This window comes from Flavobacterium sp. AK-345 (assembly GCF_058310175.1).
Genome location: NZ_JBZEER010000003.1, coordinates 489,262 through 510,575, shown reverse-complemented (window position 1 = coordinate 510,575; position 21,314 = coordinate 489,262). Strand labels below are relative to the sequence as shown.

At 34.2% G+C, this 21,314-nt stretch carries 22 protein-coding genes; 3 read left to right on the top strand and 19 right to left on the bottom strand.

The window, feature by feature from the left end; translation table 11 throughout:
- Positions 1-5: 5 nt before the first annotated feature.
- The 13 genes from nuoK to aspS all read right to left on the bottom strand — a co-directional run bounded on the left by nuoK (position 6) and on the right by aspS (position 11,181).
- A complete protein-coding gene (gene nuoK, locus AC4FQ3_RS09105; protein ID WP_026982591.1) occupies positions 6-326 on the bottom strand; it encodes an NADH-quinone oxidoreductase subunit NuoK in 321 nt (106 codons plus the stop codon).
- Positions 326-865, bottom strand: coding sequence for an NADH-quinone oxidoreductase subunit J family protein (locus AC4FQ3_RS09100; RefSeq protein WP_042563250.1), 540 nt, complete (start codon positions 863-865; stop codon positions 326-328). Before AC4FQ3_RS09100 ends, nuoK begins: the two co-directional genes overlap by 1 nt.
- Positions 866-1,411 carry a NuoI/complex I 23 kDa subunit family protein gene (locus tag AC4FQ3_RS09095; protein WP_042563251.1) on the bottom strand — a complete coding sequence of 182 codons (546 nt, stop codon included), beginning with the start codon at positions 1,409-1,411 and terminating at the stop codon, positions 866-868. It lies immediately after the preceding gene.
- 88 nt (positions 1,412-1,499) lie between these two features.
- A complete protein-coding gene (gene nuoH, locus AC4FQ3_RS09090; RefSeq protein ID WP_491181645.1) occupies positions 1,500-2,558 on the bottom strand; it encodes an NADH-quinone oxidoreductase subunit NuoH in 1,059 nt (352 codons plus the stop codon).
- Positions 2,558-3,589, bottom strand: a complete 1,032-nt coding sequence (locus AC4FQ3_RS09085) for an NADH-quinone oxidoreductase subunit G (protein ID WP_042563252.1) — start codon at positions 3,587-3,589, stop codon at positions 2,558-2,560. Before AC4FQ3_RS09085 ends, nuoH begins: the two co-directional genes overlap by 1 nt.
- Before the next feature lie 93 nt (positions 3,590-3,682).
- Entirely contained in the window at positions 3,683-5,053 is a 1,371-nt protein-coding gene (gene nuoF / locus AC4FQ3_RS09080; RefSeq protein WP_491181644.1) for an NADH-quinone oxidoreductase subunit NuoF, read from the bottom strand.
- 1 nt (position 5,054) lies between these two features.
- On the bottom strand, positions 5,055-5,585 hold the full coding sequence (locus AC4FQ3_RS09075) for a complex I 24 kDa subunit family protein (RefSeq protein WP_026982598.1): 531 nt from the start codon (positions 5,583-5,585) through the stop codon (positions 5,055-5,057).
- Between the two features lie 171 nt (positions 5,586-5,756).
- Complete coding sequence (locus AC4FQ3_RS09070; protein WP_042563254.1) at positions 5,757-6,995, bottom strand: NADH-quinone oxidoreductase subunit D; 1,239 nt, start codon at positions 6,993-6,995, stop codon at positions 5,757-5,759.
- 25 nt (positions 6,996-7,020) lie between these two features.
- Entirely contained in the window at positions 7,021-7,542 is a 522-nt protein-coding gene (locus tag AC4FQ3_RS09065; protein ID WP_491181643.1) for an NADH-quinone oxidoreductase subunit C, read from the bottom strand.
- Position 7,543: 1 nt separating this feature from the next.
- On the bottom strand, positions 7,544-8,092 hold the full coding sequence (locus AC4FQ3_RS09060; RefSeq protein WP_042563256.1) for an NADH-quinone oxidoreductase subunit B: 549 nt from the start codon (positions 8,090-8,092) through the stop codon (positions 7,544-7,546).
- 172 nt (positions 8,093-8,264) lie between these two features.
- Complete coding sequence (locus tag AC4FQ3_RS09055) at positions 8,265-8,630, bottom strand: NADH-quinone oxidoreductase subunit A (protein ID WP_042563257.1); 366 nt, start codon at positions 8,628-8,630, stop codon at positions 8,265-8,267.
- Positions 8,631-8,874: 244 nt separating this feature from the next.
- The gene (locus AC4FQ3_RS09050) at positions 8,875-9,069 is read right to left on the bottom strand and encodes a cold-shock protein (protein WP_007137066.1); all 195 of its coding nucleotides are present in this window, start codon (positions 9,067-9,069) and stop codon (positions 8,875-8,877) included.
- Positions 9,070-9,429: 360 nt separating this feature from the next.
- Complete coding sequence (gene aspS, locus AC4FQ3_RS09045) at positions 9,430-11,181, bottom strand: aspartate--tRNA ligase (RefSeq protein WP_491181642.1); 1,752 nt, start codon at positions 11,179-11,181, stop codon at positions 9,430-9,432.
- Between the two features lie 157 nt (positions 11,182-11,338).
- Here aspS and AC4FQ3_RS09040 point away from each other — a divergent pair, with 157 nt between their 5' ends.
- Positions 11,339-12,334 (top strand): TlpA family protein disulfide reductase, encoded by a 996-nt coding sequence (locus AC4FQ3_RS09040; RefSeq protein WP_042563259.1) that lies wholly within the window; start codon positions 11,339-11,341, stop codon positions 12,332-12,334.
- A 209-nt stretch (positions 12,335-12,543) separates the two neighbouring features.
- On the top strand, positions 12,544-12,891 hold the full coding sequence (locus tag AC4FQ3_RS09035) for a toxin-antitoxin system YwqK family antitoxin (RefSeq protein WP_042563260.1): 348 nt from the start codon (positions 12,544-12,546) through the stop codon (positions 12,889-12,891).
- A 48-nt stretch (positions 12,892-12,939) separates the two neighbouring features.
- Here the strand turns inward: AC4FQ3_RS09035 and AC4FQ3_RS09030 are convergent, their stop codons facing one another.
- From AC4FQ3_RS09030 to AC4FQ3_RS09005, 6 genes are all read right to left on the bottom strand, one after another.
- On the bottom strand, positions 12,940-14,055 hold the full coding sequence (locus tag AC4FQ3_RS09030; protein WP_491181641.1) for a PepSY-associated TM helix domain-containing protein: 1,116 nt from the start codon (positions 14,053-14,055) through the stop codon (positions 12,940-12,942).
- A 61-nt stretch (positions 14,056-14,116) separates the two neighbouring features.
- Positions 14,117-15,670 carry a PepSY-associated TM helix domain-containing protein gene (locus tag AC4FQ3_RS09025; RefSeq protein WP_491181640.1) on the bottom strand — a complete coding sequence of 518 codons (1,554 nt, stop codon included), beginning with the start codon at positions 15,668-15,670 and terminating at the stop codon, positions 14,117-14,119.
- A gap of 1 nt (position 15,671) precedes the next feature.
- Positions 15,672-15,974 (bottom strand): hypothetical protein, encoded by a 303-nt coding sequence (locus AC4FQ3_RS09020; RefSeq protein WP_042563263.1) that lies wholly within the window; start codon positions 15,972-15,974, stop codon positions 15,672-15,674.
- 15 nt (positions 15,975-15,989) lie between these two features.
- Positions 15,990-16,322 carry a hypothetical protein gene (locus AC4FQ3_RS09015; RefSeq protein ID WP_115844247.1) on the bottom strand — a complete coding sequence of 111 codons (333 nt, stop codon included), beginning with the start codon at positions 16,320-16,322 and terminating at the stop codon, positions 15,990-15,992.
- 192 nt (positions 16,323-16,514) lie between these two features.
- Positions 16,515-17,759, bottom strand: a complete 1,245-nt coding sequence (gene odhB / locus AC4FQ3_RS09010; RefSeq protein ID WP_491181639.1) for a 2-oxoglutarate dehydrogenase complex dihydrolipoyllysine-residue succinyltransferase — start codon at positions 17,757-17,759, stop codon at positions 16,515-16,517.
- A gap of 83 nt (positions 17,760-17,842) precedes the next feature.
- Entirely contained in the window at positions 17,843-20,617 is a 2,775-nt protein-coding gene (locus AC4FQ3_RS09005; RefSeq protein ID WP_491181638.1) for a 2-oxoglutarate dehydrogenase E1 component, read from the bottom strand.
- A 117-nt stretch (positions 20,618-20,734) separates the two neighbouring features.
- Between AC4FQ3_RS09005 and AC4FQ3_RS09000 the strand changes: the two genes are divergently transcribed.
- Positions 20,735-21,286, top strand: coding sequence for a hypothetical protein (locus AC4FQ3_RS09000; protein ID WP_318801682.1), 552 nt, complete (start codon positions 20,735-20,737; stop codon positions 21,284-21,286).
- The last annotated feature ends 28 nt before the right edge of the window (positions 21,287-21,314 follow it).

Here is a 21,314-nt window from a genome sequence, read left to right as displayed (position 1 = left end):
TCCATTTATCCTTTTAAATTTTTTAAATTATCGATACTAATCGAACCTAAATTTCTAAAGATCGAAACTAAAATAGCCAATCCAACTGCAACTTCTGCCGCAGCAACTGCCATCGAGAAGAATACAAAAACTTGTCCTTGCGCATCTTGATGATAAGTTGAAAAAGCAACAAATAAAAGGTTAACAGCATTCAACATGATTTCGATAGACATGAATACAATGATTGCATTTCGTCTATACAATACACCAAAAACACCAATACAGAAAAGTACAACACTTAAAAAGATGTAGTTTTCAATACCTATTTGATTTAATATATTACCCATTATTTATTTAATTTTTCTTTTTTAGACAATAGTACAGTTCCAATCATCGCTACTAAAAGTAAAACTGAAGCAAATTCAAACGGAACCATATATTCATTCAACAATATTTTACCCAATACTTTAATAGATTGGAAATCTTCTCCAGTCGAATCGTAATCACCAACAATTGGTTTTGAATTAATGAAAATTGCAATCAATACAATGCAAATCAAACAGAAAGACACAATTGCGCCTAAACGTGTAATTCTAGGTCTGTGTACTTGATGGCGTTCGTTAAGATTCATCAACATAATCGTAAACAGGAACAAAATCATAATTGCTCCGGAATAAACTATAAGATGTACTATAGCTAAAAATTGAGCATTTAATAGTAAATAGTGACCAGCAATCGAGAAAAAACAAATCACTAAATAAATAGCACTGTGAATTGGGTTTCTGCTAAAAATAGTCAGGAAAGCGGTGATTACCGTAATAAACGCTAAGAAACAAAATATAATTTGTACAGTTGTTGCGTGTGCAAAATCAGGAATATGTATCATTTAATTAGCATTATTAAGTTGGGCATTTTTGATTGCCACATCAAGAGGCATCACTAATCTGTCTTTTCCAAAAATAAAGTCTTCTCTTTCATAACTTGATGGAACCAAAACTTTTGAAGTAGTCAGGTAAATTGCATCTTTTGGACATGCTTCTTCACATAAACCACAAAAAATACAACGCAACATATTAATTTCATATATAGATGCGTATTTTTCTTCTCTATACAAATGTTTTTCATCAGCTTTACGTTCAGCAGCCTTCATTGTTATAGCTTCTGCAGGACATGATAAAGCACATAATCCACAAGCGGTGCAATTTTCACGACCTTGCTCATCACGTTTCAATTGGTGTTGACCACGATAAACCGGACTCATTTCACGCACTTGCTCAGGATAGTGAATCGTCACTTTTTTTCTGAATAAATGTTTAAGGGTGATATATAATCCTTTCACAATCGCCACAAGATACAATCGCTCCCAAAAAGTCATCTCTTTATTAGAGACCATCTTTTTTCTACCTGATAATGATATAGTTTCTATTGACATTTTATAATGTATGATTTACGATTCGCAATTTGACGGTAAAATCAAATTCTAAATCTATTTATTTTTATTTGAAGCTGACAATACGGTTTTAGAATCCTAAAGCGGCAGCTATATCGTGTCTCAAAATAACAGCACCCGTAATCATGATATTAATAATTGAAAGCGGAATCAAAATTCTCCACCCTAAATTCATTAATTGATCGTATCTAAATCTTGGAATTGTCCAGCGTACCCACATATAAAAGAATATGAAGAAACATATTTTTGCAAATAATACTGCGATTCCTAAAAGGTTAGCAAAATTTACTCCAACATGCTCAACTAAATATTGCATTCCAGGATAATTATATCCTCCGAAAAACAATACAGAAATTATAGTTGCTGAGATAAACATACTGGCGTATTCAGCAAATAAATAAAATCCCATTTTCATGGATGAATATTCTGTGTGATAACCTCCAATTAATTCATTTTCACATTCTGCTAAATCAAAAGGAGTTCTGTTAGTTTCTGCAAACGAACAAATCAGGAAAATCAAGAAAGATAAAGGTTGGTAAAATACGTTCCAGTTCATTTCTTGTTGTTGAAGAGAAATTTCTCTTAAACTTAAAGTTCCGGTCATCATCAACAAAGCAATCATTGATAATCCCATTGCGACTTCGTAAGAAACCATTTGAGATGCTGCACGAACAGCTCCCATTAAAGAGAATTTATTGTTAGAAGCCCATCCACCAATCATGATGCCATAAACTCCAATAGAAAGTACTCCAAAAATATATAGAATACCAATATTAATATCAGTTGCTTGTAAAAGAACATCACGACCAAAAATGTGTAATTTGTCTCCCCAAGGAATTACCGCACTTGTCATTAAAGCTGTACTCATGGCAATTGCCGGTCCTACAACAAATAAAAATTTGTTAGGTGTGTTTGGAAAAAACTCTTCTTTTGAGAATAATTTCATACCATCTGCAAGCGGTTGTAATAACCCTCCCCATCCGGCGCGGTTTGGTCCTACACGATCCTGAAGAAAAGCCGCAACTTTACGTTCAGCCCAGGTAGAATACATTGCCATGATCATTGTTATGGCAAAAACCACAACAATTACAACACTTTTCTCTATAATAAACGTACCATCTACCATCATTAAGAAATTTTGTTGTTAGTGTTTAATGGAATTTCAGCCATACTAATTTTTTTACGGTCTATGTCTCTACCCATAAGGATAGTTTTTTCAGTATCGATTTCTACTTTCTCTAATTTTTGAGTGTAGTTATTTTGGTTGATAACAGAATCTTTTTCAAATTCTCTTGGTCCTTCAATTGTCCAATCGTTTACATTTTTATGATCAAAACGACAAGAGTTGCAAATGAATTCTTCCACTTCATGATACTCGTCTTTACGACCAGTTACACGCTGAATTTCTCCTCCAAACATCCAAACTGTTGTTTTTCCACAACATCCCGGAGTTGTACATTCTCTGTGAGCATTATAAGGTTTATTGAACCAAACTCTTGATTTGAAACGGAAAGTTTTATCGGTCAATGCTCCAACCGGGCAAACATCGATCATATTTCCAGAAAACTCATTATCAATAGCTTTTGAGATACCAGTAGAAATATTAGCATGATCTCCACGATCTAATACTCCATGTACTCTATTGTCAGTCAACTGATCTGCAACTTGTACACATCTTTGACATAAAATACAACGGTTCATATGCAATTGAATATTCGGACCAATATCTTCTGGTTCGAATGTTCTTTTTTCTTCTATAAAACGTGATTTCGGATTTCCGTGCTCGAAACTTAAGTTTTGTAAATCACATTCACCGGCCTGATCACAAACTGGGCAATCTAATGGGTGATTGATCAATAAAAATTCTGTTACAGATTTACGGGCTTCCGTTACTCTGTCAGAAGATTTGCTGTTTACTTCCATTCCGTCCATACATCCTGTTACACAAGATGCCATTAATTTTGGCATTGGTCTTGGGTCAGCTTCGCTTCCTTTAGAAACTTCAACTAAACAACAACGACATTTACCGCCGCTGCCTTTTAATTTTGAGTAATAGCACATGGCTGGCGGTACCAAATCTCCACCAATCATACGTGCAGCCTGTAGAATCGTTGTTCCTGGCTCTACGTCTATACTTTGACCGTCTATGGTTACTTTCATCTCTTATTGATTTGAATGTTGAAAGTCGGAATATTGAAAAGAATTGCTGTCCTTTTTTATATTATTAACTTTATAACTTTCTGCTTATATTTTTTATACGATTACTTTACCGCCTACTAAATGTTTCACTTGCGAGAAAGGTTCAGCAACAAAGTGATCTCTATTTTTTATTTTTTCAGGAAAACGAACATGGTATTCAAATTCATCTCTAAAATGACGAATAGCTGCTGCTACCGGCCAGGAAGCTGCGTCACCAAGCGGACAAATGGTATTACCCTCGATTTTACTTTGAATACTCCACAATAATTCGATATCTTCTTCGCGACCTTGACCGTTTTCGATTCTCCACAATATTTTTTCTAACCAGCCTGTTCCTTCACGACAAGGTGTACATTGTCCACAAGATTCGTGGTGGTAAAAACGTGCAAAATTCCAAGTGTTTCTTACTACACAAGCAGTATCATTGTAAACGATAAATCCTCCTGAACCTAACATCGATCCGGTAGCAAAACCACCATCACTTAAAGATTCGTAAGTCATTAAACGATCTTCACCATTTGCTGTTTTGAAAATTAATTCAGCTGGCAAAATTGGCACTGAAGATCCTCCGGGTACAAACGCTTTCAAAGGTCTGCTAGAAGACATTCCTCCTAAATACTCATCAGAATTCATGAATTCGTCAACACTCAATCCTAATTCAATTTCATAAACACCAGGATTTTTAATGTGTCCTGAAGCAGAAATTAATTTAGTTCCCGTTGAACGTCCAATTCCGATTTTAGCATAATCATCACCAGAATTGTTGATGATCCAAGGCACAGTTGCGATAGTTTCAACGTTGTTTACCACTGTTGGATTTGCCCAAAGTCCTGAAACTGCCGGGAATGGCGGTTTAATACGAGGGTTTCCTCTTTTACCTTCCAAAGATTCAATAAGTGCAGTTTCTTCTCCACAAATATAAGCTCCGGCTCCACAGTGAACATGAAGTTCTAAATCGTAACCTGTTCCTAATATATTTTTTCCTAACCAACCGGCAGCTTTAGCTTCGGCGATCGCTCTTTCTAATATTTTGAAAACCCACATATATTCTCCACGAATGTAGATATAGGATAAGTTAGCGCCTAAGGCAAAACTTGAAGTAATCATTCCTTCGATCAATAAGTGAGGAATAAATTCCATCAAATAACGATCTTTAAAAGTTCCTGGTTCAGATTCGTCGGCGTTGCAAACTAAATGTCTTGGTTTTCCTGATTTTTTATCAATAAAACTCCATTTCATTCCGGCAGGGAAACCTGCACCACCACGACCACGAAGTCCTGATTTTTTTACTTCTTCAACAACTTCGTCTGGCGTAAGTGTTTTCAAAGCTTTTTCTACAGAAGCATAACCACCATTTTGGCGATATACTTCGTAGGTTTTAATTCCTGGAATATTGATTTTATCTAATAATATTTTTTGTGACATATTATTTATCGTGTAATATTATTTTATCATCTCTGCAATCAGCAATTAACTGATCGATTTTTTCTTCTGTCAATTTTTCTTTGTAGAAATCGCCTAATTGCATCATCGGAGCATATCCGCAAGCACCTAAACATTCTACTCCGGCAATGGTAAACATTCCATCTGGAGTTGTTTCTCCCATTTTAATGCCTAATTTTTCAGAAGTATAATCCATTAAATTTTCGGCACCATTTAAACAACAACAAGAAGTCTGGCAGAATTCGAACATGTATTTTCCAATTGGTTTTTGGTTGTACATGGTATAAAAAGTAACCACTTCGTAAACCTCAATTGGTTTGATGTGCAAAATTTCAGCAACCTTATCCTGCAACTCAGTACTTAGCCAGTTGTCGTGTGCGTCCTGCACTTCGTGCAAAACAGGCAACAAAGCTGATTTTCTTTTGTCTTCAGGATAATGACTGATCAATTCATTGATGCGGGTCATCAATGCTTCAGTCATGTTTATTTCTTGTTTGTAATGTTTTCTTTCCATTCTTAATTTTAGATTTTAGATTTCTGATTTTAGATTTTTCAATCTGCAACCTATAATCTACATTCTGCAATCTTTTATTAGTTTTTAGATTTTCCAATCTGAATTCTTCAATTCTTAATGTTTAGTTTAGGTTTTCCAATCTACATTCTAAAATCTAAACTCTACAATTCTTTAGGCGTCTAATTCTCCTGCAATTACATTTAAACTCGAAAGGATAACAATTGCATCTGATAGTAAAGAACCTTTAATCATTTCAGGATATGCCTGGTAATAAATAAAGCAAGGTCTTCTGAAATGTAATCTATATGGAGTTCTGCTTCCGTCTGTAACCAGATAAAATCCGATTTCTCCGTTTCCACCTTCAACAGGATGATAGATTTCTGCAACTGGTACAGGAACTTCTCCCATTACGATCTTAAAGTGATAAATTAAAGATTCCATAGAAGTGTAAACATCTTCTTTTGGAGGAAGGTAGTAATCTGGAACTTCTGCATGATATTCGTTTCCTGCCGGCATTTTATCCAACGCTTGACGAATAATGCTTAAACTTTCCCAAACTTCAGCGTTACGTACACAGAAACGATCATAAGTGTCACCTGATTTTCCAACAGGAACAGCAAAATCGAAATCCTCGTAAGAAGAGTAAGGCTGTGCAACACGAACGTCGTAATCAACTCCGGCAGCACGTAAGTTTGGACCTGTAAATCCGTAAGCCATTGCTTGCTCTGCTGAGATTGCACCTACGTCTACGGTTCTATCAAGGAAAATTCTGTTTCTTTCGAATAAGTTTACAAATTCTTGCCAAGCGACAGGGAAATCTTGTAAAAACACATCTAATTTGCGGAATGCTTCTGGTGACCAATCTCTTTCGAAACCACCAATTCTTCCCATATTTGTTGTTAAACGAGCACCACAAATTTCTTCGTAAATCTCGTAAACTTTTTCTCTAAATTGAAAAACGTACAAGAAACCTGTATACGCACCAGTATCAACACCAAGAATCGAGTTACAGATTAAGTGGTCTGTAATACGTGCCAGCTCCATTACAATTACTCTTAAATATTGAGCTCTTTTAGGAACTTCTATATTAAGTAATTTTTCTAATGTCATCCACCAACCCATATTGTTTATAGGAGAGGAGCAATAGTTCATACGGTCTGTAAGTGGCGTAATTTGATAAAAAGGACGATTTTCGGCAATTTTCTCGAAAGCTCTGTGAATGTAACCAATAGTTGGTTCAGCCTCAAGGATTCTTTCTCCATCCATCAACAGGATATTTTGAAAAATACCATGTGTAGCTGGGTGCGTTGGCCCTAAATTTAGTACAGAAAGCTCGCTTCCGTCTTCGTTTAGTTTCTCCTTTATTATTTTAGCATATCTATGCTCTGGTGGTAATAATAGTTCTGACATTTTATAATGTTGAATTATTTATTTTTTAGCAATTTGTTGTTGTTCTTCCAAAGAATCTGTCATCCTTATCTGTTCTTCCGCTGTCTTCCATTGGGAATTCTTTTCGCATTGGGAACGATATCATTTCATCCATATTCAAAATACGTTTCAATTGCGGATGTCCAATAAAGTTGATCCCATAGAAATCGTATGTTTCTCTTTCCATCCAATTTGAACTTAGGAAAATATTTGAAATGGTTTTTATCTCTGGTTTTTCACCGTTTAAGAATACTTTGATTCTAATACGTTTGTTTTCGTACCAATTGTGCAAATGATATACTATTGCAAACTGACGATCTGTTTCGTTGTCCGGATAATGAACACCGCATAAATCGGTTAAAAAATGGAATCGTAAATCAGAATCGTTTTTCAAAAAAAGAATCAAGGCTGTGATTTTGTCAGCAGTAGTTTCTAGTGAAAAAATATCTCTTTCTTGTTGAAAGTTAAAAACACTTGTGTCAAATGTTTCTATAAGTTTATCTTGAATTAGGGTATTTTCTAAAGCCATCTTATGAAATGTTATATGAAGCTAGTAATTCTTGGTATTCTGGAGAACTTCTGCGTCTCACAGATTCGCTTTTTACCAATTCCTGAAGTTTCATTACTCCATCAACAATTTGTTCTGGTCTTGGAGGGCATCCCGGAACGTAAACGTCAACAGGAATTACTTTATCAATTCCTTGTAAAACAGAATAAGTATCGAAGATTCCGCCTGATGAAGCACAAGCTCCAACTGCAATTACCCAGCGAGGTTCAGACATTTGTTCGTAAACTTGTCTTAAGATAGGTGCCATTTTTTTAGAAATAGTTCCCATTACCAGCAACATATCTGCCTGACGAGGAGAAAAACTCACACGCTCAGAACCAAATCGTGCTAAATCGTAGTGTGAAGCCATTGTGGCCATGAATTCGATACCACAGCATGAAGTTGCAAAAGGCAAAGGCCATAATGAATTGGCTCTTGCTAAACCTACAACATCATTTAGTTTTGTAGCGAAGAAACCTTCTCCTACAACTCCTTCTGGCGCTGCAACCATATTTACATTTGAATCGCTCATTTTATTTTAGATTTTAGATTTCTGATTTTAGATTTTGTAAACCTGAAAATCGAAATCAATTTTAAAAATCGATTATATTTTAAAGAAACTTATTTTTTCAAATCTAAAATTCTAAATCAAAACAATCTAAAATTTAAAATCTGAAATCATAAATTTCTGAAATCATAAATTATTATTCCCAGTCTAAAGCTTTCTTTTTGATGATATAGAAGAAGCCAACTAAAAGCAAAGCCATAAAGACAATCATTTTAAGCATTCCCTCAACACCAAGTTCTTTAAAGTTTACTGCCCAAGGATAAAGGAAAATTACCTCTACATCAAACAATACAAACAAAATGGCTACTAAGAAGTATTTTACAGAAAAAGGAATACGGGCGTTACCAACAGATTCGATACCGCACTCAAAGTTTTTATCTTTAACTTCTGAAGTTCTTTTTGGACCTAATTTTCCAGAAACAATGATGGTTCCTACCACAAAACCTACAGCTAAAATAAACTGCATTAAAATAGGAAGATAACTGTATTGATCAGATTGCATAATCTTGGGGGTTTTTTACTTAAAAAATGAGCCACAAAGATAGCTTTCAACTCTGTAAATCACAAGCTAAAAAAGGATTTAAGTGGGTAACAAAAGGGTGATTGTTTGTAATTTTTATTGATTATAAATAACAAGAACCTATTTTATGTTTTTTTTAAGATTTGAGCAAAAAAAAACGTCTCGAAATTAATCGAGACGTTTTAAAACCATTCAGAGGCAAAAAAAATAAATTGCTATATTTTTCTTAGATTACTGCTACTTTAGCAGCAACTTTCCCTTTTCTTCCTTCTTCTTCTTCATAGCTTACACGGTCACCTTCGCGTAATTCTTCCGCGTTAATTCCTGAAGCGTGAACGAAGATATCTTTTCCTGTTTCTTCGTCTGTAATGAATCCATAACCTTTAGATTCATTGAAAAATTTTACTGTACCTGTACGCATTGTAATTGTAATAATAATTTATAATGTAGCAAATGTAACATATAAATTCATACAAAAGACAATAAGGTGTTAATTTTTTGTAAAAATTATTGATTCACAGTGTTTTCGCTATTTATATTGCATCAATTTACATATGGATATGCTTTAATTGAGAATCATTTATTGTAAGAATAAAAAGTAGGAAATTTTTAAATTATCTTCAAAATTATTTTTTTAATAGAACAATTCGCTTTCTCATCATCAATCTTAAGTTTACAAATCGTGTTTCTCCTTTAAAATAGGTATTGCTTCATTATCAAGCATAAAAAAACTGCAACTATTTTTTAAGTTGCAGTTTTTTATTTTAATTTCTTTCGAAAATTATATTGTATCTACTTTAATATGTAGTTCTTTTAATTGAGCATCATCAATTTTGGCTGGTGCATCAATCATTACATCTCGACCTGAATTGTTTTTTGGGAAAGCAATAAAATCTCTAATAGTTTCTTGTCCTCCTAAAATGGCAACTAATCTGTCTAAACCAAAAGCCAGACCTCCGTGTGGCGGTGCTCCAAATTGAAACGCATCCATTAAGAAGCCAAATTGTGCTTTTGCTTCATCCTCGGTAAAACCTAAATATTTAAACATCAATTGTTGTGTAGCTTTATCGTGAATACGAATAGAACCTCCACCAATTTCATTTCCGTTTAAAACCATATCATAAGCGTTTGCACGAACTTTTCCCGGTTCAGTTTCCAACAAATGCATGTCTTCTGGTTTTGGAGACGTAAACGGGTGGTGCATTGCATGATAACGGCCACTTTCTTCGTCAAGCTCTAATAATGGAAAATCTACAACCCATAAAGGTGCAAATTCTTCTGGTTTACGCAATCCTAAACGGGTTGCTAATTCCATACGAAGCGCAGAAAGCTGTCCACGAGTTTTATCAGCAGGGCCTGAAAGTACAAAAATCATATCTCCGGGTTTTGCTCCAGTAATTTTTGCCCATTGTGCTAAATCGTCCTGATCGTAAAATTTATCTACAGATGATTTAAAAGTTCCGTCGTCATTACATTTTGAATACACCATTCCTGATGCTCCAACTTGCGGGCGTTTTACCCAGTCAATTAATCCGTCAATTTCTTTACGGGTATAATTTCCTGCTCCCGGAACTGCAATTCCAACTACTAATTCTGCGGCGTTGAATACAGGAAAGTCTTTGTGTTTTGCAAATTCGTTTAATTCTCCAAATTCCATTCCGAAACGAATGTCCGGTTTGTCATTTCCATATGTTTTCATGGCATAATCGTAGGTAATTCTAGGAAATTTATCTACTTCGATACCTTTAATTTCTTTTAGTAAATGTCTTGTCAAACCTTCAAAAACATTCAAAATGTCTTCTTGTTCTACAAATGCCATTTCACAATCGATTTGTGTAAACTCAGGCTGACGGTCTGCACGTAAATCTTCATCACGGAAACATTTTACGATTTGAAAATATTTATCCATTCCACCAACCATCAAAAGTTGTTTGAAAGTTTGTGGAGATTGTGGCAAGGCATAAAATTGTCCTTCGTTCATTCTACTTGGAACAACGAAATCTCTTGCACCTTCCGGAGTCGATTTAATTAAGTATGGCGTTTCAACTTCGCAGAAATCTAAATCAGATAGATATTTACGAACTTCCATCGCTACTTTATGACGGAATAATAAACTGTTTTTTACAGGATTACGACGAATATCTAAATAACGATATTTCATTCTGATATCTTCACCGCCATCAGTTTCATCTTCAATTGTAAATGGAGGCGTTAATGCTGCATTTAAAATTGTTAATTCGGTTACTAAAATTTCGATTTCACCAGTCGGAATATTTTTGTTTTTGGCTTCACGCTCAATAACAGTTCCTTTTACCTGAATCACAAACTCTCTACCAAGTGTTTTTGCCAGTTCAAAAACATTTTTATCAGAACGGCTTTCGTCGAAAATAAGTTGCGTAATTCCGTAACGGTCGCGTAAATCAACCCAATTCATAAATCCTTTATCGCGTGATTTTTGAACCCAACCTGCAAGTGTAACCTCGGTATTAATATTTGAAGCGTTTAACTCGCCGCAATTATGACTTCTATACATGATCTAAATTTTAGACTGCAAAAGTAAACACAAAATTCAAAATAATATAGTAAAGTGATAACTTGATGTTCAATAATTTGAAATATTTTGTTAATTGTTAAATTTCAAACCATGAATTTCTTTAGATTTGAATTACTAAAAACAAACTTTAATGTATATGAAGAAATTTTTCGTTTCCGGAATGTTGATTTTGAGCACTATGAATATTATAGGTCAAGCCAAAAGTCAAATTGCTTTTACGGCCAAAATTACCAATAGAAATAGCGATACCTTAGTAATTAAAGGAGCGAATAATTTTAAACAAATAATTCCCATTAATAAAAAAGAATTATTTGTTGCCAATTTCGAGGCTCCAAAAGGATTTTATATGTTTTCTGATGGTGTAGAATCATCTAATTTTTATTTAAAACCAAATTCTGAAGTAAATCTGACAATGAATGCCAAAGAATTTGATGAAACGATTGTATATAAAGGTAAAGGAGTAAATGAAAGTAACTTTCTTGCGCAATATGCTTTATCAAACGAAAAGTTTATTAATGAAGCTTCTGGTAAAGAAGCAGCCGAATTTGCAGCATCATTAGAAACAAAGAAAAAAACGGATCTGGAAAATATCGAAAAAGGAGATTATGATCCTGAATTTAAAGCGGCTTTGAAAAGATCTTTTGAAGAATTTAATCAATATGCCGTACAAGATTATGAAAGAACATCAAAAGCTAAAAAGCTGAACGGAAAACCTTCTGTAATATTTGATTATGAAAATCATAAAGGAGGAAAAACAAAACTCTCTGATTTAAAAGGAAAGTATGTTTATATTGATCTTTGGGCAACCTGGTGTGGACCTTGTAGAGCTGAGATTCCTTATTTGCAAAAAATAGAAGAAAAATATCATGGCAAAAATATTGAGTTTGTAAGCATTTCTGTTGATGTTCCTAAAGATCATGATAAATGGAAAAAGTTTGTAACAGATAAGCAATTAGGCGGAATTCAGTTATTTTCTGATAACGAATGGAAATCAGAGTTTGTAACAAGTTATGAAGTAACCGGAATTCCGAGATTTATTTTAATTGATCCAAAGGGTAATATTTTAAATTCAGATGCTGACAGACCCTCTTCTCAAGACCTTCAAACGCAGTTGGATGCATTATTAAAGTAATTTAGTGTCAAATTTACAACGTTATCGTGAATTTATATTTTTTATAAAAAACCAGTAAAACCAGTGTCTCAGCACTGGTTTTTTTGTATGTATCTAATTTCCAATGTTAAGTTTTTACTCAATGTTACCAAATTGTTAAGTAAAAGTTTGTTTAATGTAAACAATTAATTATATTTGATAACGATTTGATAACATTAAAACCTAAAGATATGAAAAAGTGTGTGATTTTAGTTGCAATGATGTTCTCTGGAATTTTAGTTGCACAAGAGGTAAAACCAGAATTAGAAGCTGTTGGAAACAAAGTAAAAGCTACTTATTATTATGATAACGGCAGAGTACAACAAGAAGGTTTCTATAAAGATGGTAAATTAGATGGTGCTTGGGTATCTTATGACGAAAAAGGAAATAAACTTGCCGTTGGAGAATATACAAACGGAATGAAAACTGGAAAATGGATTTTCTTTAATGCGAATAATCTTTGCGAAGTGGCTTTTGAAAACAGCCAGGTAGCATCAGTTAAAAATTTACAAAAGAATGCTTTAGCAAATAGAAACTAAGGTAATTTTTACTATAGTTTACAAAACCGCTTTTACGAGCGGTTTTTTTTATGCCTTCAATTTTTTACAGCTCTTTTTTCTTCGTCCGTACCAAATTACAAAACCCGTGACTGGCAAAGCTGCTGCAATTAAACTTGCTGTAAAAGCAATAATTTTTCCCGGTAAATCTAAAATTTGTCCTGTATGAATGCCATAATTCATTTCGACTACTTGTAAACCTAAACTTTTTTTATCGTAAGGCTCGCTTTGTATTAATTCTCCATTTTCAGGATGAAAATAGTAATTAGTCTGATGATCGTATCGTAAAGTATGCGGGTAAGCTCCGGTATTAATAATATCACCTTTTTGTTGCGGAGTTGTTACATAAAACATTTCGGCTGTTGGCTGCAACTTCATTGTTTGTGTAAAAGCACGATCCGTAGCGATCATTTTATTTGCTTTGAATTTTGTTGTGTCTATTGTTGGTGCTTTTGTTTCTAAAGCTTTATCTCCGCCAAAATTGAAAGTTTTGTAAATTCCATCACCAACCCATTCATAAGTGAAAGTTAAACCTGTAATAGCAATAATAACAGCGATAATCGAAATGTAAAACCCCGATGTATTGTGCCAATCGTAGTTTACACGACGCCATTTGGCTGACCATTTTACGGAGAAGCTTCTTTTAATATCACTTTTTCGTTTTGGCCACCATTGAATTATTCCCGTTATAAGTAAAAGAATAAAGATGATTGTTGTGCCACCAACAATATGCTTGCCAATATAATCGGGCAGAAGTAGGTACAAATGAATGTATTCGACAATAATAAAAAAGTCGGTTTCCGGATTTTCTGTTTTTAAATATTTTCCGGTGTATGGATTAAAGTACAAATATAAATTTTCAGTGTCAGAATAGGTATAAACAATTGCAGATCGACTTTTTCCGTAATAAGAAACCATACTTGATTTATAATTCGGAAGAATTGCTTTGGCTTTTTCCTGTAGAACCGAAGGCATTAAAAATGGTTTGTTTTGAGGTTCTACCAAACGCCATTCTTTTCGTGTAATATCTTTTATTTCGTCATGAAAGCAAAAAATACAGCCGGTAATGCTGACAATAAAAACAATAAGCCCGGAAATTAATCCGAGCCATTTGTGTATAAAACGTATTTTCTTTTTGAATCCCATTTTGAATAAAAGCGTAAATGTATACGGTTAATCCATAAGGGGCAAATAATTTGTAGTGTTTTTAGTTTTTTGTGACAGTTTTAGGTTTTAAATGATAAGCAACATAAAGTGATATCGAGGCAAGAACAATCCAAAAAACATCTATAACAAAAACCTGAATATGATTTTGTATAAAAGAATTCCAAAACCAATCTCCGGAAACAATTCCATTTGCAATTGGAATTAAAAATCCTAAAATACTTCCTGAAATCAAACAAAATTTATTCGTGAAGTCATCATTTTTTTTAATGATAAAAAAGACCGCAAGCAACAGCCATCCGCCAAAATAAAGTGTAAATAAATTAGATTGACTTAATGGATGAAAAACTTTAGCAGCAATAAAAGCCAAGGCAGTTATAGGGTACATACTTAAACAAATAGCCAGATAAATGCGGACAACAGCTGCATTGAAACGTCTTTTCTTTTCGGGCATATTGTTTTTTTGTCTTGCAACCAACCAAATCATAACACCTGAAATGATTACAAAACAAGTGATAATTCCTAAAATGAAACTCACAATTTTTAATGGATAACCTCCATAATCACCAAAATGGATGCGATATAATACGTTTTTTACAACATCTAAATAATTGTTTTCCGTAATAGGATTTTTTCTGGCGATTTCTTTTCCGTCAGCAATACGGTAAATTACTTTTCCAACTCCTGTGAATTTTTTATCGTGTGGCATTTCACCTTCTACAACAACATGCATATTCGCATCACCATAATTTTGGATGAAAATACGTGTAATTTCAAAATCTGACCAATTGCTTTTTGCTTTTGCCACCAACTGATCGATATTAAAAGGTGTTGCTAATTTTTTATTACCAAATTTATACTCAGGATCTTTATACTCCAATTCTTTATATAATTTATCCTGATCGCCTTTGTATAAAGCCATTACAGCGGGAGCAACGATCAAGAGTTTAATCATAAAAAAAGCTCCTGTTACGGCATATACAAACTGAAAAGGCAAACCAATCATTCCTAATGCTGTGTGAGCATCTGTCCACAATGTTTTTAGTTTTTCCTTTGGGCGGAAAACATAAAAGTTGGATACAATTTTTTTCCAATGTAATAAAACACCCGTTATGATTGCAAACAAAAAGAATAAAGCAATAAATCCTGAAAGATAATACCCAACAGGATAAGGTATTTGCGCCAAAAAGTGCAAACGGTATAAAAATTCACCTAAAGAATAAGATTCTTCATAAGTGAATGACTTGTAATTTTGAGTGTCCAGATAAAAAAAAGTTCCTTCTTTTTGTTTAGCTGGAGCCAAAGTATCTTTGGTACCTTCTAAATAAACAGCAACTCTTCTTTCTGTACTTGGTTTAGAAATCGTAATGTTTCTTCCGTGTAAAACATATTTTTTGTCAAGTGTATCTAAAGCTGTGCTGTAGTTTAATTTAATTTCTTTTGTATTTGAAGTAGATTCGCTTCTTTCCCAATTGATGATTTCATCTCTAAAAAAAGAAAAAGATCCTGCGAAGAAAATCACAAAAAGAACTACACTAATAACGATTCCGCTTACGGTATGTGTATGAAAATAGATATTGTAATTACGGTTACTCATGTTATTGTGCGGTTGGATTATAGGTTTGGCCTAAATAAATAAAAAGAGAAAAAACTAAGGTAAGAAGTATATAAATTCCCCAGATTTTCCATCCGCTTTTTGCTAAAAAGGCAACTACCATAAGTGCTACCCAAAGTATGAAACCGCTAAAAGCCATTGTCATTAAAACATTGGCGCGATTAAACCAGGATGCCAAAGCCAGATGAAAAGTAACAGAAACAAAATAACCACCTAAAATAGCAGCTGTGATTTTGGCAAATCGTTGCCACTTAGATTGGGTTAAATATTTAGGATTAGCAGGCATATAAATGAGGAATGTTTAGTTGTAATAGATTTCTAATAACGCAACAATTACAAATAATGCCAATAGTGCTTTAGAACTTACTTTTTTCAATGGAGTTAAAATGATTATCAAACTTCCAATTGTCATTAACTGAATAAAGAACATTAAAGTTCCGCAGCCTAAAGATTGGGTAAATAACCAAAACGTATAAGCGATTAAAAGTAAACCCAAACCTGTGATTTTGGTTTGCTTCGGATTGTTCTTCATCCATTTTTCAAAACCTAAATCATACGATAAAGCCGCTCTTTTTGAGGTGTAGTACAAAGTATAAAAAGCTAAAAAAACGATAAGACTTGCTATTGTTATCATAATTCTTAATGATTTAAAAAACCAGAGGTTATTTAGAATAGATTTTAATAGCGCAAATCTAAGTTAAGAATCCAAACAAAGCAAATTATTTTTATTTATTCTAAGTAAGATTCTTAAAATAATTTAAAACATAAAAAAAACCTGCTCAAATTAAAGAGCAGGTTTTTGATATAAATTGAAAATTATTAAATATTACAATTCTAAAGCACGTTTAGCATCGCCATTCATTAATAATTCTAATGGATTTTCTAAAGCTTCTTTTACAGCCACTAAGAAACCAACAGACTCACGTCCGTCAATAATTCTATGGTCATAAGAAAGAGCCACATACATCATAGGGTGAATTTCAACTTTACCGTTTACAGCAATTGGGCGCTCAATAATGTTGTGCATTCCTAAGATTCCTGACTGAGGAGGGTTGATGATTGGTGTAGATAACATAGATCCGAAAACACCACCGTTTGTAATCGTGAAAGTTCCACCTGTCATATCATCAACAGTAATTTGACCGTCACGAGCTCTAAGTGCTAATCTTTTAATTTCAGCTTCAATTCCGCGGAAAGTTAATAATTCAGCATTACGAACAACAGGAACCATTAATCCTTTTGGTCCCGAAACTGCGATTGAGATGTCAGCAAAATCGTAAGCGATTTTGTAATCACCATCCATCATTGAGTTAACATCTGGATATAATTGTAAAGCTCTTGTAACTGCTTTTGTAAAGAATGACATAAAACCTAAACCTAAACCACCATGTTTTGCTTTGAAAGCATCTTTGTATTCATTACGAATTTGGTTGATTGGCGTCATGTTTACTTCGTTGAAAGTAGTAAGCATAGCAGTTTCATTTTTAGCCGAAACTAATCTCTCCGCTACTTTACGACGTAACATTGATAATTTTGTACGCTCACTTCCACGGCTTCCACCAGTTGGAGTTCCCATAGAAGGTACTGCATTTACAGCATCATCTTTAGTGATTCTTCCACCTTTACCAGTTCCTGAAACTGTTGCAGGTGCTATGTTTTTTTCGTCTAATATTTTTCTTGCTGCAGGAGATGGAGTTCCAGCTGCATAACTTGTTGCTGCCGGAGCCGCTTTTGGTGCCTCAGCTTTTACTTCTGCCTTTGGAGCTTCAGCTTTCGGAGCCTCAGCTTTTGGTGCTTCAGCCGCCGGAGCTGCTGTGTCACCTGCAGGTTTTGCTGCATCTGTATCAATTAAACAAACGACAGCTCCTACTGCAACTGTATCACCTTCTTCAGCTTTTAACGTAATAATTCCGCTCATTTCAGCAGGCAATTCAAGAGTAGCTTTATCTGAATCAACTTCAGCAATAGCTTGATCTTTTTCTACATAATCTCCGTCTTTTACTAACCAAGTTGCAATTTCAACTTCTTTTATTGACTCCCCTGGTGATGGGACTTTCATTTCTAAAATCATCTTTGTTTTTGTTTAAGGTTTATATTGTTTAAGGCGTAAAAGTGTTTGGTCTAACTCTAAGCTTTAAACGTTAAACTAATTTTTTATCTGAATAAATTTTTATCGAATACCATTCTAATCGCATCTGCATGACGACGTTTAGCTCTTGTATAACTTCCTGAAGCCGGAGCAGCATAAGCTTTTAATGAAGCCAATCTCCATTTTACAAGATCAAAGTTCATTAACATAAAGCTGTAAGCCCCCATGTTTTTAGGTTCTTCCTGAGCCCAAACATAATCATCAGCATTTGGATATTTTGCAATAATTGCTTTTAACTGCTCAACAGGCAATGGGAATAATTGCTCGATACGAACAACGGCAACGTCTTTTCTTCCGTTGATTTCTCTTTCTGCAACGATGTCATAATAGAATTTACCAGTACAGAAAACTAATGTTTTTACTTTCTTTTTATCTACTGTATTATCATCAATTGTTTCCTGGAAACTTCCTGTTGCTAATTCTTCAGCTGTAGATACACATCTTGGATCACGCAATAAACTTTTTGGAGAGAAAACTACCAAAGGTTTACGGAAGTTTGTTTTCATTTGTCTTCTCAACAAGTGGAAAAAGTTGGCTGGAGTTGTACAATCTGCAACATACATGTTTTGTCTTGCACAAAGTTGTAAATAACGCTCCATTCTTGCAGAAGAGTGTTCTGCACCTTGTCCTTCATATCCGTGAGGTAATAATAAAACAATACCATTTTGGTTATTCCATTTATCTTCACCACATGAAATATATTGGTCAATCATAATTTGAGCTCCGTTAGAGAAATCTCCAAATTGCGCTTCCCAAATTGTTAATGCGTTTGGATTTGCTAATGCATATCCGTAATCAAAACCAAGAACACCGTATTCAGATAAAAGTGAATTGAATACGCCGAATTTTCCTTTTTTGTTTTCGATTGCATCTAATAAGATTACTTCTTCTTCAGAATCTTCAACTTTAACAACAGCATGACGGTGAGAGAAAGTACCACGCTCAACGTCCTGACCAGAAATACGAACATCAAATCCTTCTGTTAAAAGTGAACCGTAAGCAAGTGCTTCTGCAGTTCCCCAATCAATAGTATTATTGTCGTATCCGGCTTTTCTGTCCGTAACAATTTTTGTTATTTTATTGATGAACTTCTTGTCTTCCGGTAATGTTGAAATTGTATTGATGATAGAATCTAATCCTTTTTTATCAAAAGTAGTGTCAACTTTTTGAAGCATTTGAGTATCAGTTACCTGAACAAATCCATCCCATTCGTTTTTCATGAATGGCGTTATAATAGTCAAATCTTTTTTACGGGAAGCTTCTAAATTCTGCTCTAAATCAGATTTATATTCTTTTTCTAAAGCATTAACATAAGAGGCATCGATTACGCCGTCAGACAATAATTTTTCAGCATAAATATCTCTTGGATTTTTATGTTTTGCGATGATTTTATATAAAACCGGCTGCGTAAAACGAGGTTCATCACCTTCGTTATGACCGTATTTTCTATATCCTAATAAATCGATAAATACGTCACGTCCAAATTGCATTCTGTAGTCTAATGCAAAAGACATAGCGTGTACAACCGCTTCAGCATCATCAGCATTTACGTGTAATACTGGCGAAAGTGTTACTTTGGCAACATCTGTACAATAAGTAGAAGAACGTGCGTCTAAATAATTGGTTGTAAAACCAACCTGATTATTAATTACGATATGAATTGTTCCTCCGGTTTTGTAACCGTCAAGTTGTGCCATCTGAATGATTTCATACAAGATACCCTGTCCTGCAATTGCAGCATCTCCGTGGACGGCGATAGGTAAAACTTTAGAAAAATCATCAGCATAATATTTATCTTGTTTTGCTCTTGTAATTCCTTCAATTACAGCTCCAACCGTTTCAAGGTGAGAAGGGTTTGGTGCTAAATTGATATTGATGTTTTTTCCTGATCTTGTTTTTTTGTCAGCCGTAAGACCTAAGTGGTATTTTACGTCTCCATCAAAATATTCCTGATCGTAATCTTTACCGTCAAACTCACCAAAAATATCCTGAGTAGATTTTCCGAAGATGTTTGCCAAAACGTTCAAACGACCACGGTGAGCCATTCCCATTACGAATTGTTCAACACCTTTTTCAGCAGCTTGCTCGATTAAAGCGTCAAGAGCCGGAATGATAGATTCTCCACCTTCTAATGAAAAACGTTTTTGACCCACATATTTAGTATGAAGGAAGTTTTCGAAAGAAACGGCTTCGTTTAATTTATTTAAGATTATTTTCTTTTCTTCTGTAGAAAAATTAGGCTGGTTAACATTAACAGCCAGTTTTTCCTGAATCCATTTTACAACACCAGGATTTCTGATGTACATATATTCAATACCAATATGCTGGCAGTAAATAGCTTTAAGACGATTTACGATAGCTTCTAGTGAAGAAGGCGGGATTCCGATAGTCTGAGCTGCATCAAAAACCGTTGACAGATCGGCAGATGTTAAGCCGAAATTTTCGATATCTAAAGTTGGAGACGACGTTCTACGATCACGAACCGGATTTGTTTTGGTAAACAAATGACCACGTGTACGGTAACCATCGATTAATTTTAGTACGTTGAATTCTTTTTGCAGTTTTTCTGAAACCTGACTGTAATCTGTGTTGGGGCTAGTCACGTACTCAACGATTTGCTGCACCGGATTTTCGTCATTATAAGTAGTCATTCCAAAGTCGAAACCTTGAAAAAAACTTCTCCAGCTTGGCTCAACGCTGTCTGGGTTTACTAAATATTGATCGTATAATTGTGCAAAAAACTCTGTATGTGCTGCATTTAAAAATGAAAACCTATCCATAATATTAGTGAATATACTTTTTGTTAAATAGAATGGCAAAAGTACAACAATGCATTTATTTAAATCTTTTTTTTTGCTTACTTTTACGTAAAAATTTGTTAAAAAAAGTGTTAAGCCATGAATAAAAATCAAATTTCAAACGTTTTCAAATCATTATTTGTGATTTTGACAGTCTTGTTTTCAAGTTATTCAATGGCACAGGAAATTTCAGCAGTAGATAGTACTACTAATTTTTGGGATAAAGTTCAATTTGGTGGCGGACTTGGTCTGGGAATTGGTTCAGGATATACTGATATTTCGGTTATGCCAAGTGCGATTTATAATGTTAACGAAATTGTTGCCGTTGGAGTTGGTTTGCAATTTGGCTATTTATCTTCAAAAAATTATTATGAATCTTATGTTTATGGCGGAAGTTTAATTACGCTTGTAAACCCAATTCCCGAAGTTCAATTGTCTGCAGAATTAGAACAAGTAAGAGTGGATACAAGATATGAAGCCAATGTCAACAGACCTGCTTTTTCTGATAGTTATTGGAATACCGCTTTATATCTTGGAGCAGGTTACAGAACAGGAAATGTCACAATCGGCGCCCGATACGACGTATTATATGATCCGGATAAAAGTCTTTATGGATCAGGATTTATGCCTTTCGTGAGAGTTTATTTTTAATTTTTAGGTACTAAGGTTCTGAGATACT

Bases quoted from the DNA above. Each gene is read 5' to 3' on its own strand.
- AC4FQ3_RS09030 (WP_491181641.1), bottom strand. From the start codon at position 14,055: ATGGGATTCAAAAAGAAAATACGTTTTATACACAAATGGCTCGGATTA.
- odhB (WP_491181639.1), bottom strand. From the start codon at position 17,759: ATGATTTTAGAAATGAAAGTCCCATCACCAGGGGAGTCAATAAAAGAA.
- AC4FQ3_RS09055 (WP_042563257.1), bottom strand. From the start codon at position 8,630: ATGCAATCTGATCAATACAGTTATCTTCCTATTTTAATGCAGTTTATT.
- nuoH (WP_491181645.1), bottom strand. From the start codon at position 2,558: ATGATGGTAGATGGTACGTTTATTATAGAGAAAAGTGTTGTAATTGTT.
- AC4FQ3_RS09005 (WP_491181638.1), bottom strand. From the start codon at position 20,617: ATGGATAGGTTTTCATTTTTAAATGCAGCACATACAGAGTTTTTTGCA.
- AC4FQ3_RS09050 (WP_007137066.1), bottom strand. From the start codon at position 9,069: ATGCGTACAGGTACAGTAAAATTTTTCAATGAATCTAAAGGTTATGGA.
- AC4FQ3_RS09035 (WP_042563260.1), top strand. From the start codon at position 12,544: ATGAAAAAGTGTGTGATTTTAGTTGCAATGATGTTCTCTGGAATTTTA.
- AC4FQ3_RS09015 (WP_115844247.1), bottom strand. From the start codon at position 16,322: ATGATAACAATAGCAAGTCTTATCGTTTTTTTAGCTTTTTATACTTTG.
- nuoF (WP_491181644.1), bottom strand. From the start codon at position 5,053: ATGTCACAAAAAATATTATTAGATAAAATCAATATTCCAGGAATTAAA.
- AC4FQ3_RS09065 (WP_491181643.1), bottom strand. From the start codon at position 7,542: ATGGCTTTAGAAAATACCCTAATTCAAGATAAACTTATAGAAACATTT.
- AC4FQ3_RS09000 (WP_318801682.1), top strand. From the start codon at position 20,735: ATGAATAAAAATCAAATTTCAAACGTTTTCAAATCATTATTTGTGATT.
- AC4FQ3_RS09100 (WP_042563250.1), bottom strand. From the start codon at position 865: ATGATACATATTCCTGATTTTGCACACGCAACAACTGTACAAATTATA.
- AC4FQ3_RS09040 (WP_042563259.1), top strand. From the start codon at position 11,339: ATGAAGAAATTTTTCGTTTCCGGAATGTTGATTTTGAGCACTATGAAT.
- aspS (WP_491181642.1), bottom strand. From the start codon at position 11,181: ATGTATAGAAGTCATAATTGCGGCGAGTTAAACGCTTCAAATATTAAT.
- AC4FQ3_RS09025 (WP_491181640.1), bottom strand. From the start codon at position 15,670: ATGAGTAACCGTAATTACAATATCTATTTTCATACACATACCGTAAGC.
- AC4FQ3_RS09085 (WP_042563252.1), bottom strand. From the start codon at position 3,589: ATGAAAGTAACCATAGACGGTCAAAGTATAGACGTAGAGCCAGGAACA.
- AC4FQ3_RS09070 (WP_042563254.1), bottom strand. From the start codon at position 6,995: ATGTCAGAACTATTATTACCACCAGAGCATAGATATGCTAAAATAATA.
- AC4FQ3_RS09075 (WP_026982598.1), bottom strand. From the start codon at position 5,585: ATGGAAAGAAAACATTACAAACAAGAAATAAACATGACTGAAGCATTG.
- AC4FQ3_RS09060 (WP_042563256.1), bottom strand. From the start codon at position 8,092: ATGAGCGATTCAAATGTAAATATGGTTGCAGCGCCAGAAGGAGTTGTA.
- AC4FQ3_RS09095 (WP_042563251.1), bottom strand. From the start codon at position 1,411: ATGTCAATAGAAACTATATCATTATCAGGTAGAAAAAAGATGGTCTCT.
- nuoK (WP_026982591.1), bottom strand. From the start codon at position 326: ATGGGTAATATATTAAATCAAATAGGTATTGAAAACTACATCTTTTTA.
- AC4FQ3_RS09020 (WP_042563263.1), bottom strand. From the start codon at position 15,974: ATGCCTGCTAATCCTAAATATTTAACCCAATCTAAGTGGCAACGATTT.